The sequence below is a fragment of the Flavobacteriales bacterium genome (assembly GCA_016715895.1).
Taxonomy (GTDB): domain Bacteria; phylum Bacteroidota; class Bacteroidia; order Flavobacteriales_F; family PHOS-HE28; genus PHOS-HE28.
In genome coordinates this window covers 428,368-443,165 of sequence record JADJXH010000004.1, presented here as the reverse complement: position 1 = coordinate 443,165, position 14,798 = coordinate 428,368, and the positions used below count along the sequence as shown (strand labels likewise).

The window sequence follows — 14,798 nt, the reverse complement described above, 5'->3', positions numbered from 1 at the left end:
ACCGACCCCCATGAAACAGACGATCGTGTTGATGACGATGGCGGCCCTGCTGGCCGCCTGCGGCGCCGCCCCCGCCCCCGGTGAGGTGGGCCGCAAGCGCGCCGAGCGCGACTCCCTGAAGGCCGCCTACGATGACCTCGGCCTGCGCATCCGTGAGATCGAGGACTGGCTGGCGGCCAACGACACCGCCGTGAAGCGCGACCTGCCCATGGTGACGGCGCAGCCCGTGCGCATCAGCCGCTTCGACCACTATGTGGACCTGCACGGCAGCGTGAAGGCCGACCGCGCCGCGGCGCTGTACGCCATGGGTGGCGGCCGCGTGCGCGCCCTGCATGTGAGCATCGGCGACCGAGTGCGCCAGGGTCAGCTGCTCATCAGCCTGGACAACGACATCGTGCGCGAGCAGATCGCCCAGGCCCGCACCGGCTACGAGCTGGCGAAGACCGCCTTCGAGAAGCAGGACCGCCTTTGGAAGCAGCAGATCGGCAGCGAGATGCAGTGGCTGCAGGCCAAGGCCCAGATGGAACAGGCCAAGGCCGGCGTGGACGCCCTGGAGGAGCAGCAGCGCCTGAGCAACATCACCGCGCCGTTCGATGGGGTGGTGGACGACATCATGGTGCGGGTGGGTGAGATGGCGGCGCCGCAAATGCCGGCCGCCCGCGTGGTGGACCTCACCGGCGCCCAGCTGGAGGCCGACATGCCCGAGAACTACCTGGGCCGCATCCGCAAGGAAGCCCCCGCCCTCGTCCGCTTCCCCTCGCTCGACACCACCTTCGAGGCCCATGTGGAGCACGTCGGTGCCTACATCGACCCGGCCAACCGCACCTTCAAGCTCGTGGTGCACGTGCCCAAGGGCGGCGGCTACATCCGCCCCAACCTGCTGAGCGACATCAGCGTGCTGGACCACAGCATCGACAGCGCCATCGTGGTGCCCAACGCCGCGGTGCTGGAGGACGTCAGCGGTCAGGACTATGTGTTCGCCCTGACCCCCGGTGCCGGCGATGAGGCCCGCGCCACCAAACTGCCCGTGCGCCGCGTGAGCGAGTACAAGGGCCTGATCTGCATCGAACCCGTGGAGCGCGGCGCCCTGCGCGATGGCGCACAGGTCGTCGTGGAAGGCGCCCGCAACGTGAGCAACGGCCAGCTGGTGCGCCTGGCCGCCCTGTAAGCGTCCCGCCCCGCCACCGCCCAGGCCACCAACGCATCCGTCATGAACGCACACGACATCGAGAAGGACCTCCACGGCCCCGAACGCCAGTTCGCCATCACCACCTGGGCCGTCAACAACCGCACGACGGTCATCGTCCTCACGCTGCTCATCTGCATCGTGGGCATCTACTCCTACATCGTGATGCCCAAGGAGAGCTTCCCGGAGGTCATCACCCCGGAGGTGTTCGTGGGCACCCCCTACAACAGCAGCTCGGTGGTCGACATCGAGAAGCTCATCACCAAGCCGCTGGAGAAGGAGATCAACACCATCAGCGGCGTCGACGAGATCAAGAGCACCAGCGTGCCCAACTACTCGGGCATCAACGTGAAGTTCAACTACAACGTCTCGCCCACCGAAGCGCTGCGCAAGGTGAAGGACGCGGTGGACAAGGCCCGCGGCGACGCCAACTTCCCCCGCGACCTGCCGGCCGAGCCCAACGTGTTCGAGATGAACTTCAGCGAGCTGATGCCGGTGATGAACATCAACATCAGCGGCGACTATCCGCTCGACCAGCTGCACAGCTACGCCAAGCACCTGGAGGACCGCATCGAGAACCTGCCGGAGATCAACAAGGTGGAGATCCGCGGGGTGCCCGAGCGCGAGATGCGCGTGAGCGTGGACCTCGCCCGCCTGGAGGCCCTCGAGCTGGGCTTCAACGACGTGGCCATGGCCCTGCAGATGGAGAACCTCACCATGAGCGGCGGTGAACTGCTCGTGGGCTCCCAGCGCCGTGCCGTGCGCGTCATCGGCGAGTTCAAGGACGTGGAGCAGGTGCGCGACATCGTGGTGAAGAACGAGTTCCAGCGCGAGGTGCGGCTGGGCGACATCGCCGACGTGGCCTTCGCCTACAAGGAGGCCGAGAGCTTCGCCCGCGAGTACGGCAAGCCCGTGGTGATGCTCGATGTGATCAAGCGCGCCGGCGAGAACCTGCTCACCGCCAGCGACAAGATCAACGCCATCATCGCCGAGGACCACGGCCGCGTGCTGCCCGCCGACCTGGTGATCACCAAGACCGGGGACCAGAGCGACCAGACCCGCGCCAGCGTGGACGAGCTGATGAACCACATCGTGCTGGGCGTGCTCCTCGTGGTGGGCGTGCTCATGCTCTTCCTCGGCCTGCGCAACGCCGTCTTCGTCGGCCTGGCGATCCCCATGAGCATGTTCATCTCGTTCACCGTGCTCAACGCCTTCGGCGTCACGCTGAACATCATGGTGCTCTTCTCGCTCATCCTGGCGCTCGGCCGCCTGGTGGACGACGGCATCGTGATCGTGGAGAACATCTACCGCCACATGAGCAACGGCGAGCCTCCGCTGAAGGCCACCCGCCTGGCGGTGGGAGAGGTGACCCTGCCCATCAGCACCGCCACCCTGGCCACCGTGATGGTCTTCGTGCCGCTGCTCTTCTGGCCCGGCATCATGGGCGCATTCATGAAGTGGATGCCCATCACCTTCATGATCGCGCTGGGCAGCTCGCTCTTCGTGGCCCTGGTGGTGAATCCCGCCCTGGCCTCCAAGTTCATGAAGGTGAACGAGGCGCCGCCCACCATGCGCCGCACCTGGCGCACCGCCGGCATCCTGATGGCCGTGGGCACGGGCCTGGCCGCCCTCGGCCTCGGCACCGGCATGAACGCCGTTTTCGGCCTGGGCACCCTGTCCCTCTTCCTGGGCGTGCTCACCCTCGTGTTCACCAAGTGGATCGTGCCGGCCACCGACTGGTTCCAGAACAGCTGGCTGCCCCGCCTGGAGGACCGCTACGAGCGCTTCCTGCGCTACGCCCTGGCCAAGCGCCACCCGCGCACCTTCTTCCTGGGCACCATCGGCCTGCTCATCGCGGCCTTCATGCTCATCGGCATCGCACCGCCCAAGACCCTCTTCTTCCCGGTGAACGAGCCCCAGTACATCAACGTGTTCATCGAGGCGCCCATCGGCACCGACATCCTGAAGACGGACAGCGTGGCCCGCATCGTGGAGGCCCAGGTGATGGCCGTGATCGACGGTCCGGCGTACACCGAGGAGCGCACTATGACCCTGCCCGACGGCAGCACCCGCACCGAGCGGGTGAACAAGCTCGTGAACTCGGTGATCACCCAGGTGGGCCGCGGCACCAGCGACCCCGGCAGCGGCGAGATGGAGCTGAGCGCCACCCCGCACAAGGCCCGCATCCAGATCAGCTTCGTGAAGTTCGTGGACCGCCACGGCATCAGCACCAACGATGTGCTGGAGGACCTGCAGGAGCGCGTGCAGGGCTACCCCGGGGTGCTCGTCTCGGTGGTGAAGAACGCCGACGGTCCGCCCGTGGGCAAGCCCGTCAACATCGAGATCAGCGGCGACGACATCGAGGGCCTGCTGGCCGAAGCGGAGCGGGTGAAGGCCTTCATCGACTCGCGCAACGTGCCCGGGGTGGAGGCCCTGCGCATCGACATCGACCGCGCCAAGCCGGAGATGCCCATCACCATCGACCGCGCCAAGGCCCGCCTCTTCAACGTGAGCACCTATGCCATCGCCGACGCCATCCGCACCGCCCTCTTCGGCAAGGAGGTGAGCACCTACCGCATCGATGGGGACGACGATGACTACGAGATCAACGTGCGCCTGAAGGACGAGTACCGCTACGACCCGCAGCGCCTGATGGACATGAAGATCACCTTCCGCGACATGCTCACCGGCCAGATCCGCCAGGTGCCCATCAGCGCCGTGGCCACCGCCGAGCGCGGCAGCAGCTTCAGCGCCATCAAGCGCAAGGACCTCAAGCGCGTGGTCACCGTCAGCAGCAACGTCATCGCCGGCTACAACAACAACGAGGTGGTGCAGCAGGTGAAGGACGAGATGGCCTCCGGCTTCCGCCTCGACGAGCGCTTCAACATGCGCTTCACCGGTGAGCAGGAGGACCAGGCCAAGGACATGGGCTTCCTGTTGTCCGCCTTCCTGGTGGCCATCTTCATCGTGTTCCTCATCATCGTGGCCCAGTTCAACAGCATCAGCTACCCGGCCGTGGTGCTCAGCACGGTGATCTTCTCCACCATCGGGGTCTTCCTCGGCCTGGTGGTGTTCCGCATGGAGTTCGTGGTGCTGATGACGATGCTGGGCATCATCTCGCTGATCGGCGTGGTGGTGAACAACGCCATCGTGCTCATGGACTTCGCGCGCCTGCTCTTCGCGCGCAGCCGCCGCCAGCTGGGCCTGGAGGAGGACGGGGTGCTGCCCATCGCCGAGAGCCGCGAAGCCCTGGTGCTGGCCGGCAAGACGCGTCTGCGCCCCGTGCTGCTCACCGCGGTCACCGCCATCCTGGGCCTGCTGCCGCTGGCCGCGGGGCTCAACTTCAACTTCTTCACCCTGTTCACCGAACTGGATCCGCACATCCACATGGGCGGGGACAACAGCATCTTCTGGAGCCCCCTGAGCTGGGCGGTGATCTTCGGCCTCACCTTCGCCACCTTCCTCACCCTGATCATGGTGCCCGTGATGCTGCTGATCATCGCCAAGATCAAGCACCGCCGCTGGGCGAAACGCCGGCCGCCGGTCGCGTCACCCGCGCCGGTCCGTCCCGACCTGGGCGGCGCGGCCACCGCCTGACCGGCGCGTGTGATACCTTGGAGCGGCCGTCCCATGGACGGCCGCTCCTGCATTGCGCCCCCTCCTCGTCCAACTCGCCGGTCCGCTGCTGGCCGTTCTGGTGTTCGCGTTGCTGCGGCACCACGGCGATCCCCCCGCCCTCATGGCCGGCCTGGTGGCCTGGATGGCCCTGTGGTGGATCACCGAGGCGGTCCCCATCCCCGTCACCTCCATCCTGCCCTTGCTGCTGTTCCCCGTGCTGGGCATCGATGACGTGCCCGCCACCGCCGCGCACTACGGCAAGGAGATCATCTTCCTGTTCCTCGGCGGCTTCATCATCGCCCTGGGCATCGAACGCTGCGGGCTGCACCGGCGCATCGCCCTGCGCATCATGGCCGCCGTGGGGAGCTCCTCGTCACGCCTTGTGCTGGGCGTCATGGCCGCGTGCGCCCTGCTGAGCATGTGGATCAACAGCACCGCCGCCGTGCTGGTGATGCTGCCCATCGCCCTGAGCCTCGTCGACGACGAGGACGCGCCGGCTGAAGCGCGCAAGCGCCTCACCGTGCCCTTGCTGCTGGGCGTGGCATACGGGGCCACCATCGGCGGCATGGCCACTCCGGTGGGCACCCCGCCCAACCTCGTCCTCATGGCGCTGTGGAAGCAGCTCTATCCCGGTCAGGATCCGATCGGGTTCGGACAGTGGATGGCCACCTGTCTGCCCTTGACGACCGTGTTCCTCGGCATCGCATGGCTGCTGCTCACCCGGGTGGCCTTCACGCTCAAGGGCGATGCGCTCGGCGGCGCCGATGCGGTGCGCGAGCGCTTGAACGCGCTCGGTCGTCCCTCGCGGGATGAATGGCTCGCAGGCGCCGTCTTCGCCTTGGTGGCCCTGCTGTGGATGACCGGCGACTCGATCAAGCAGGGCGAAGCGGTGCTCTTCTCCGGCTGGCGCGATCGGGCCGAAACGCTCAACGAGGTGAGCGATGCGGCCGTGGCCGTGATGGGGGCGGTGCTGCTCTTCCTGCTGCCGGCGGGCCGGCGCCTGCGGCGACCGCCCGATGCCTATGCCACGCACGAGGAGGGACGATCGCTGATGAGCTGGAGCTTCGCCGAGCGGCGCGTGCCCTGGGGTGTGCTGCTGCTCATCGGCGGGGGCTTCGCGCTGGCGGCAGGGGTTGACAAGGCGGGGCTCGGCACCATCATCGGCGAGCGCATGGTGGGCCTCGGCACACTGCCATTGCCCATCCTGGTGGCCGCCGTGGCGCTCATCGTGTGCCTCCTCAGCGAGCTGGGCAGCAACACCGCCACCGCCAGCTTGGTGATCCCCATCCTCGCCGCCATGGCCGCGCGCTGGGGCATGGACCCGCAGCGCATCCTGTGGCCCGCCACGCTCGCCGCCAGCCTGGGCTTCATGCTGCCCGTGGCCTCGCCCATGCAGACCATCGTCTTCGGCACGGGTCGCATCCCGATGCGGCAGATGGTGCGCGTGGGGGTGTGGATGGACCTGATCGGCGTGGTCCTGCTGATGCTGATCTTCGGATGGTGATCCGGTGCCTGGCCCTGTTCGCTGTCCTGGTCGCGGGGATGGAGGTCGCTGCCCAATCGGCCCGCCTGCGGGCCTTACGAGCGGCCGGGGCGTACGATACGCTCGAGGTGGAGGCCCGCGCCCTGCTCGCGGCGCATGCCGGGCCGGACGAGGTGCGCTACGACGCCCTCTACCACCTCGCCTTCGCCCGCAGCGGAAAGGACGACCCTGCGGATGCGCTGCGCAACGGCCAGGAGGCCCTGCTGATCGCCCGTGACCTGAAGGACACCATCCGCATCATGGGCTCGCTGTACCAGCTCGTGAAGTTCAACGTGGAAGCCCGGCATTACGAGGAGGCCGATCGGCTGCGGTACGAGCTGCTGTCCTGGGCGAAGGGCTATGGCAAGGATGCCCGGCAACTGGCGCTGGCGCACAACGCCGTGGGCAGTTTGCACAGCCGCGAGCTGCGCCACGACTCCGCGGAGCATCACTACCGGGAAGGCCTTCGGGTGCTGGGCGAGGCGGATGAGCCACTGGTGCGCCTGGCGCTGATCGGGAATCTGGCCGGGACAATGGGGGAGACCAGCCGGCATGCGGATGCGATCGCCCTGCACCGGCAGGCATTGGCCATGCTGGACAGCTCGGACCTGCCCAACCGCGCCTGGTCGCTGCGCACCCTGGCCCAGTCACTGATCCACGCCGGGCGGTACAAGGAGGCCCTCGCGACGATGCACGAGGGTGACTCGCTCAACCGGCTCGGTGGCAACGCGCTCGACCTGGCCATCGACTTCGCCGAGCTGCGGGCCGATGCGCTCGATTCACTCGGCGACCACCGCGGCGCGTATGCCATGGTGAAGCTGGCGCGCGACCTGCAGGACACCCTGTTCGCGCGAAGCCTCGATGAGCAGTACCTGGAACTGGAGAAACGGTTCGGGACGCGGCTGAAGGAGGAGGAGATCCAGCGGCTGGATGCGGAGGCCCGCGAACGCGAGGAGCGGCTGCGCGTGCGCAACGTGCAGCTGTACGGAAGCCTCGCGCTCGCCGTGCTCGCGCTCGGCGCAGCGGCGCTGGTGTGGCGCAACCTGCGGGAGAAGCGGAGGTACTCGGCGACGCTGGAGCGGCTCAATGCCGAGCTGAAGGACCAGAAGACACGCATCGAGGAGATCAACCGGCTGCTGCAGCTCAAGGTGCTGCGCGCGCAGATCAACCCGCACTTCATCTACAACTGCCTGCACGCCATCGGCAACCTGGTGCGCAGCGGCGATCAAGCCGGCGCGTCGAGCTATCTTGACGGCTTCGCCCGGCTGCTGCGCATGGTGCTGGACCACAGCGTGAAGGACCGCGTGCCCTTGAGCCAGGAGATGGACTTCCTGCGCCAGTACCTGAAGCTCGAAGCGCTGCGTTTCGTGGATGGGTTGGACTACGAGGTCGGGGCGGAGCCGGGATTGCTGGAGGAGGATGACGCGGTGCCCACCCTGGTGGTGCAGCCCTTCGTGGAGAACGCCATCTGGCATGGCCTGGCCACCAAGGAGGGCGCGAAGCGCGTGAAGGTGCGCTTCACCGAGCGCCAGGGTCGGGTGGTGTGCACGGTGGAGGACAGCGGCGTGGGCCGCAGCGCCGCACCGAAGCGCGCGCATGCCGACGGCAGCCCGAGCATGGGCCTGCAGCTCACCAGCGAGCGCCTGCAGCTGCTCACCTTTCGAATGCAGGAGCAGGGGCGGATCACCTTCACCGACCTCTCAGAGAACGGTGCACCTTCAGGAACGCGCGTCGATGTGGTGCTGGGCTAACTTGTGGCCATGATCTCCGCCCTGCTCATCGACGATGAGGCCCAGGCCCGCGCGCACCTGCGGGCACGGCTGGCCGGGGTGGCACCGGAGGTGCACCTTCGGGACGAGGCCGCCAACATCACGGATGGTGCCGCGCTGATCGCAACGCATCGGCCACGGCTCGTCCTCCTCGATGTGGAGATGCCCGGTGGCGATGGCTTCGAGCTGCTGCGCCGGCTGGGCCGCTGGGACTTCGACGTCATCTTCACCACGGCGCATCAGCACTACGCCATCCAGGCCATCCGCTTCAGCGCGCTCGACTACCTGCTGAAGCCCGTGCAGTCCGATGAGCTGCGCGCGGCCATCGATCGGCATCTCCACCGCAAGGGCACGACAACTCCCGAAGTGCAGCAGCGGTTCCTGAGCAATATCGAGCCGCGCGATGAACGGTCGCTCAAGCTCACCATCACGCACGGTGGCCGTGCGCATGCCGTGGCGCCGGACGAGATCGCGTGGTGCCAGGCCGATGACAACTACACTGCCCTGCACCTCGCCGACGATCGCCGCTTCATCAGCGCGCGCACGCTGAAGGACTACGACGAGATGCTCGCGCCCTTCGGCTTCATCCGCGTGCACAAGAGCGCCCTGGTGAACCGCCGTCATGTGGAGGGCCTCGATGCCGAAGGCCGAGTGCGCTTGCGCAACGGGGTGCGGGTGGAGGTGAGCCGGCGGCGCTTGGAAGAGGTGGAACGGGAGCTGCGTTCCTGACCGCAGCCTCGATCCCGGCCCGTTGCCTCGATCCGGCTTTCCCCTCGGCGCGGCGCGCATGAGCTTGGCCACGCTTAAGCATTAGTCATGAAGCACATCGTCCTCGTACCCGCCCTCCTGATTCCCTCGTTCGCTGATGCGCAGATCTTCAGGGATCCGTCCTTCGGCACCGATGGGTATGTGATCGTGGATGTGGACGGCTCCTTCGAGCAGTTCAAGGAGATGGCGGTGATGCCCGATGGACGCATCGTGGCGGCCGGACATGGCAGCTACGGCTCGGACACCCACCCGTTCCTGGCCCGCTTCACCTCCGATGGTGCGCTCGACGCGTCGTTCTCCGGCGATGGCTGGACCCTCGGACCGGATGCCACTTGGTATCGGCCCGGCGACTACCACGGCATGGCGCTCCAACCCGATGGACGCATCGTTTGCGCGGGCACGGGCCGCCCGTCGGTCAACGATGTCCAGAACATCCTGGTCGTCCGCTATCTGCTCGATGGTTCGCTCGACCCCACCTTCGGCACCGGGGGCCACACCCTTGTAGTGGCGCCGTTCGGCAACACGTCCTATGCCCACGATGTGGTCATTGCGCCCGATGGCGGCATCCTGGTCTGTGGGTTCTCGGACACCGACGACAGCGGCGACACCGAGGTGCTGGTGGTGAAGCTGTTGCCGGACGGCAGCCTGGACCCATCCTTCGGCATCGGTGGTCTGGCCCCGCAGTTCATCGGCAACACCAACCTCAACAGCAAGGCCCATGGCCTGGCGCTGCAGAGCGATGGACGCATCATCGTGGCCACCGAAGGGCGTGCCGATAGCACCGTCTATGGCACCATCTGGGGCCTGCGCCTCCACACGGACGGAACGCTCGATACCGGCTTCGGGAACAACGGGCTGCTGCTGAACTTCGAGGATGGCGACTACGCGAAGGAGGTCTCCGTCGGAGCGAACGATGAGGTCTTCCTCGTCGGGCATGGCAGTATCCTGGGCAGCCTCATCGACCTGATCGGCGTGCGCTATGACGCCGACGGGCACAACGGCGTGCAGTCCTTCCATGAGTGCGCGCCCACGGTGGCCCTGCTGGGCTGCGGCGCCCGGATGCTGGCGGATGGTGGAGCGCTCGCCCTCGGCCTGAGCGATGAGGAGGCCTACATCGCGAAGTGGATGCCGGATGGGACGCTTGATCCCGACTTCGGCGTCGGGGGCATCGTCTCCGAAACGACGATCCCGATCGGCACGGTGGGGAGTGAGACCGGTGGCTTTGCGGTGGACGATGCAGGCCGCATGTTCGTGTGCGGCCGGAGCGACCTGGTGCCGGGCAACGGGGATGACGCTATCCTCATGGCCTTCCTGTCAGGTCAGGTTGGAATGCCGGAAGGAGCGCGATTATCGGAGCTCGAGCTGTGGCCGAACCCTGCTGCTACGGAGGTTACCCTCACCTGTCCGGAGTCCCTTCGCGGCCGCCAAGCGGTCATCGAGCTCTTCGACGCCACGGGGCGACGGGTCCTGCGCGATGAGCGCCTGGCGCTCGCCACCACCGCCACCGTGGAGTTCGGCGACCGGCTGCAGGAAGGTGTGTACATGCTCGTGCTCCGTGTTGCGGGCTTTGGACCGAAAGCCGCGCGGGTGGCCGTTGAGCACTGAGGCCTACTTTCCAGCCATGAAGAACACCGCGCTTGTGGCCTTCGCCCTCCTTGCGGCCTGTTCCTCACCCAAGGAAGAGCCGCCCGCGTACCGGCTCCCTCCGGAATGGGAGCCGCACGAAGCGGTCTGGTTCACCTACTCTGGGACAGCCGCGGACACCGTGCTGGACAAGGTGGTGCTGGCCATGGACACCGCCACCAGGGTCGTTTGCGCCGCCGACAACGACAGCTTGGCCGCTACCATAGTGATGCGCTGGGACAGCCTGGGCATCGCGCGAACGCGCTACCGCGTGGAAGTGATGGGTGAAGGACTCTACGCACCGGCCGTGCGCGACGCGGGCCCGATCTTCCTGCGCCGGCGGGATGGATCCCCGGCCGTGCTGGACCCGGACTGGAACTACTACGGGGACCTGGAGAACCTGGTCGGCACACCTGCGCACCTGCTCGCTTACGAGGACAGCTTCCCCCGCATGCTCGCACGAAGGATGGGGCTGCCCGTGGTCCACAGCGACCTGGTGATCGAAGGCGGCGCGGTGGAGGTCAACGGCGCCGGTGTGCTCCTGCAGGTGGAGGCCGTGACCATGCAGCGCAATCCCGGATGGAGCAGGGACAGCATGGAGCACGAACTGAAGCGGGTGCTCGGCGTGCGCGACATCATCTGGCTGAAGGAAGGGCCCGCCGATGACATGTGGTACCTGGAGCCCCGCATCCACGGCAGGGTGTTCAACCAGGGAACCGGCGGCCATGTGGACGAGTTCTGCCGCTTCGTGAACGACAGTACCGTGCTGCTCGCCTGGCCGGAGGACGACGAGCTCGCTGATCCGGTGCATGCCGTCGCGCGGCACCGCATGGAAGTGAACGAGCGGATCCTGCAGGAGGCGGGGCTCCACGTGCTGCATGCGCCTGTGCCGGTGCTCGAGTACCGCGGGCTGATCCTGGACAGCCTGAAGGACCATCACGCACGGCTGCTGGCCCGCTACCCGGAGGTCCAGCACGGGGACAGTGTCCGGCAGTTGCATGCGGCCAGCTACCTCAACCTCCTCATCACGAACGGGTGCGTCTTCGTGCCGGCCTACTGGCATGAGGGCCTTTCGGAGGAGATGCGGATCAAGGATGAGCGCATGCGGAAGCTCCTGCGACCGCTTTTCTCCGGCCGGCGGATCGTGCCGATCGATCCCCGTGCGATCAACCGGTTCGGCGGCGGCATGCATTGCTGGACACAACAGCAACCACGATGAGCCATACTTGCGCCGGACCATGTCTGGCAGCCCTGCTGGGCTTCTTCGCCTGCACGCAGGAAGAGCCTCCGATGCCGGCGTTCGTCCTTCCCCCGGAATGGGAACCCCACGAGGCCGTCTGGTTCACCTACTCCGGTGCACCCACGGATACGGTGCTGGACAAGGTGGTGCTCGCCATGGATCCCGGAACGCGGGTGATCTGCGCGGCCGACAATGACAGCCTTGCCCGGACGATCGCGGCGCGCTGGGACAGCCTGGGCATCGCGCGCACACGCTATCGCATGGAGGTCATGGGCGACAGCCTTGCCACACCCGCCGTCCGCGATGCAGGTCCGATCTTCCTCCGCAAGCGCGATGGAACGCTTGCCGTGCTGGATGCCGATTGGAACTACTATGGCGACCTCGACAACCTGGTCGGTTCGCCCGAGTATCTGCTCGCCTTTGAGGACAGCTTTCCCACCATGCTGGCGCGGAGAATGGGGCTGCCTGTGGTGCACAGCGACCTGGTGATCGAAGGCGGCGCCGTGGAGGTCAATGGCAGCGGTATCCTGTTGCAGGTGGATGCGGTGACCATGCCACGCAATCCGGGATGGGGCAAGGACAGCATCGAGCATGAGCTGAAGCGCGTGTTCGGCGTCCGCGACATCATCTGGCTGAAGGAAGGGCCGGCCGATGATCAATGGTACTTGGAGCCGCGCATCCATGGCAACGTCTTCAACCAAGGCACCGGCGGGCATGTGGACGAGTTCTGCCGTTTCGTGAACGACAGCACCGTGCTGCTGGCCTGGCCCGATGATGCGGACCTCACGGACAGTGTACAGCTCATCACGCGTCAGCGGATGGAAGTGAACCTGCGCATCCTCGAGCAGTTCCGCGATCGCGAAGGACGTGCGCTGAACGTCATCAAGGTGCCCACGCCGGATACCGAGTTCCACGACCACGTGTTGACCTCGAAACGCAGCTATGACCAAATGCTGATGATGCGCTATGAGGACCTGCACGAGGGCGACAGCATCCGCTACATCCCGGCCGCGAGCTACGTCAACTTCCTGATCACGAACGGGCGCGTCTTCGCACCCGCGTATTGGCACGAAGGCAAGCCAGCATCCATGAAGGAGAAGGATGCGCGGGTGCTCCAGGTGCTGAACAAGCTGTTCCCCGAACGGTCGGTGGTGCAGGTGGATCCGCGCGCGATCAATTGGCGGGGCGGCGGGGTGCATTGCTGGACGCAACAGCAGCCACTGGTGAAGGAATAGACCGACCTTCGGTGCCATGAGCGCCCCCGCCACCCAACGCACCGAACTGTTGGATGCCCTGCGCGGCCTCGCCCTCTTCGGTGTCGTGTGGAGCAACTACGCGGTGCTCGCATACTGGATGTTCATGGATCCGGAGGCGCGGTCCGCGTTACCCGGCTCCTTCCTGGATGCACCGCTCGAGGCCTTCCACACCATCCTCATCGACGGCAAGTTCTACTCGATCTTCTCCCTGCTCTTCGGCATCGGGTTCGGCTTCTTCCTCGCCAAGGGAAAGGACGGCTTGTGGCGCTTCTACCGGCGCATGCTCATCCTGCTGGTGATCGGATGGCTGCACCTGCGCTACCTCTGGGCCGGCGATATCCTCTTCCTCTATGCGGTGCTCGGCCTGCTGCTGCCGCTGTTCCGCAAGCTCGGTGATCGCGCCTTGGTGCTCACGGCTGCGGTGTTGATCCTGTCCCCGATCCTCATCGATGCCACCATCATCCTCACGAGCGCGAGGTTCGATCCGCTGGCGCCCGTGCTCCGTTTCCACGAGGCGCGCGAGGCGGAGCTGGGAAGCGGCACCATTCCTTCCATGCTCGCCGTGCCGAACGGGGGCTGGAAGGAATTCATGGACGCCAATACGCATACCTGGTCGTTCCGCTTCGTCCACTTGATCGAGAGCAACCGTCCGCCCAAGGTGCTCGGACTCTTCCTCCTCGGACTCTGGATCGCGCGCCGCAGGCTCTTCGCGGATGTGAGCGCGAACTCCGCCCTGCTGAAGCGGTTGTGCATCCTCGGCTTCACGGTCGGGCTGCCTTCCTCCGTGCTCATGTGGTGGGCCGAGGAGCACGCCGGATATCCGCCAGAGCCCTCATCCTTGCTGCGGACCACCAGCTACGCACTGAGCGTGGTGCCCCTGGCCATCGCGTTCGCGAGCGGGTTCGCCCTGCTCTGGCGAGGTGATGCGTGGAGGCCGCGGTTGCAGGTGCTGGCCCCGATGGGCCGCATGGCGCTGACGAACTACCTCATGCAGACGATCTTCGCACTGGCGCTCTTCACAGGCGTGGGAATGGGATGGGGTACGCGCGTGAGCGCGGTGGCGTTCGAGGCGATGGCCCTGGCCGTCTTCATCGTGCAGGTGATCTGGAGCCGCTGGTGGCTGGCGCGGTTCCAGTTCGGCCCCTTCGAGTGGGCCTGGCGCTCGCTCACCTACGGCAGGATGATGCCGATGCGGAAGGGCTAGGGCGGCAATGGCCCGTGATAGTTCACGCACGGTGTGTTGTACCACGGGCATTGGTCGAAGAGCGGCAGCTCCACATGCGTCGTGTCGCCGCCACGGATGGTGACCACGCCGAAAGGCCCGCGCAACCAGCGATCCAGGCAGGTCTTGTCAACGGGCTCGGTGTACAGGGCCGGACGTGCATGGTCCATGAGCAGCTGACGGTAGCGTCGGTCGTCCACGCGGTCCTGGTCGAGCAGCAGGTAGTGCCCGGCAGGAAGCACCCGGAATCCGTTGCCGGTGCCATCGGTGCGGATCGTGTCGATGATCGGTCGTCCCAACTCGTTCTGTGCCATGATGCCGGTGCTGTCCGGCGTGGCCGCCCGCAGGAACATCGCCCCCCTCCATGGCACGGGGCGCGGCATGCCTTCGGGACCCGGGTCGGCGCCGCCGCAATAGGGTGCGGTGTAGGTGGCGTGCAGGTGCAGGGTGCCGGTCCCACCCGCGTCCTGCCGTGGATCCATCTCGCCGCGGTCGATCGTGCGGGTTGTGGAGCAGGCTACAAGCACGAGCACCGGGCCAAGAAGGACGCAGAGGAACTTATCCGTGTTCATCCGTGTCCATCTGTTGTCCTCC

At 66.6% G+C, this 14,798-nt stretch carries 10 protein-coding genes; 9 read left to right on the top strand and 1 reads right to left on the bottom strand.

The window, feature by feature from the left end; genetic code table 11:
• Positions 1 to 10: 10 nt before the first annotated feature.
• From IPM49_10485 to IPM49_10445, 9 genes are all read left to right on the top strand, one after another.
• A complete protein-coding gene (locus IPM49_10485) occupies positions 11 to 1,168 on the top strand; it encodes an efflux RND transporter periplasmic adaptor subunit (protein ID MBK9274949.1) in 1,158 nt (385 codons plus the stop codon).
• A 42-nt stretch (positions 1,169 to 1,210) separates the two neighbouring features.
• On the top strand, positions 1,211 to 4,783 hold the full coding sequence (locus IPM49_10480; GenBank protein MBK9274948.1) for an efflux RND transporter permease subunit: 3,573 nt from the start codon (positions 1,211 to 1,213) through the stop codon (positions 4,781 to 4,783).
• A 52-nt stretch (positions 4,784 to 4,835) separates the two neighbouring features.
• On the top strand, positions 4,836 to 6,308 hold the full coding sequence (locus tag IPM49_10475) for an SLC13/DASS family transporter (protein MBK9274947.1): 1,473 nt from the start codon (positions 4,836 to 4,838) through the stop codon (positions 6,306 to 6,308).
• On the top strand, positions 6,305 to 8,077 hold the full coding sequence (locus tag IPM49_10470) for a histidine kinase (protein MBK9274946.1): 1,773 nt from the start codon (positions 6,305 to 6,307) through the stop codon (positions 8,075 to 8,077). The genes IPM49_10475 and IPM49_10470 overlap by 4 nt, the downstream gene beginning before the upstream one ends.
• Before the next feature lie 9 nt (positions 8,078 to 8,086).
• A complete protein-coding gene (locus IPM49_10465) occupies positions 8,087 to 8,824 on the top strand; it encodes a response regulator transcription factor (GenBank protein MBK9274945.1) in 738 nt (245 codons plus the stop codon).
• An 87-nt stretch (positions 8,825 to 8,911) separates the two neighbouring features.
• Entirely contained in the window at positions 8,912 to 10,468 is a 1,557-nt protein-coding gene (locus IPM49_10460; protein ID MBK9274944.1) for a hypothetical protein, read from the top strand.
• A 16-nt stretch (positions 10,469 to 10,484) separates the two neighbouring features.
• On the top strand, positions 10,485 to 11,705 hold the full coding sequence (locus tag IPM49_10455; protein ID MBK9274943.1) for an agmatine deiminase family protein: 1,221 nt from the start codon (positions 10,485 to 10,487) through the stop codon (positions 11,703 to 11,705).
• Positions 11,702 to 12,961: an agmatine deiminase family protein gene (locus IPM49_10450; GenBank protein ID MBK9274942.1), complete on the top strand. Its 1,260-nt coding sequence runs from the start codon at positions 11,702 to 11,704 to the stop codon at positions 12,959 to 12,961. Before IPM49_10455 ends, IPM49_10450 begins: the two co-directional genes overlap by 4 nt.
• Before the next feature lie 16 nt (positions 12,962 to 12,977).
• Entirely contained in the window at positions 12,978 to 14,186 is a 1,209-nt protein-coding gene (locus IPM49_10445; protein MBK9274941.1) for a DUF418 domain-containing protein, read from the top strand.
• On the opposite strand, the gene IPM49_10440 is transcribed toward IPM49_10445, so the two are convergent.
• On the bottom strand, positions 14,183 to 14,776 hold the full coding sequence (locus IPM49_10440; protein ID MBK9274940.1) for a hypothetical protein: 594 nt from the start codon (positions 14,774 to 14,776) through the stop codon (positions 14,183 to 14,185). The two genes, IPM49_10445 and IPM49_10440, sit on opposite strands and share 4 nt — an antisense overlap.
• Positions 14,777 to 14,798 lie beyond the last annotated feature (22 nt).

Coding starts and splice junctions, on each gene's coding strand:
- IPM49_10485 (MBK9274949.1), top strand. CDS start 11: ATGAAACAGACGATCGTGTTGATGACGATGGCGGCCCTGCTGGCCGCC.
- IPM49_10480 (MBK9274948.1), top strand. CDS start 1,211: ATGAACGCACACGACATCGAGAAGGACCTCCACGGCCCCGAACGCCAG.
- IPM49_10465 (MBK9274945.1), top strand. CDS start 8,087: ATGATCTCCGCCCTGCTCATCGACGATGAGGCCCAGGCCCGCGCGCAC.
- IPM49_10460 (MBK9274944.1), top strand. CDS start 8,912: ATGAAGCACATCGTCCTCGTACCCGCCCTCCTGATTCCCTCGTTCGCT.
- IPM49_10455 (MBK9274943.1), top strand. CDS start 10,485: ATGAAGAACACCGCGCTTGTGGCCTTCGCCCTCCTTGCGGCCTGTTCC.
- IPM49_10450 (MBK9274942.1), top strand. CDS start 11,702: ATGAGCCATACTTGCGCCGGACCATGTCTGGCAGCCCTGCTGGGCTTC.
- IPM49_10445 (MBK9274941.1), top strand. CDS start 12,978: ATGAGCGCCCCCGCCACCCAACGCACCGAACTGTTGGATGCCCTGCGC.
- IPM49_10440 (MBK9274940.1), bottom strand. CDS start 14,776: ATGAACACGGATAAGTTCCTCTGCGTCCTTCTTGGCCCGGTGCTCGTG.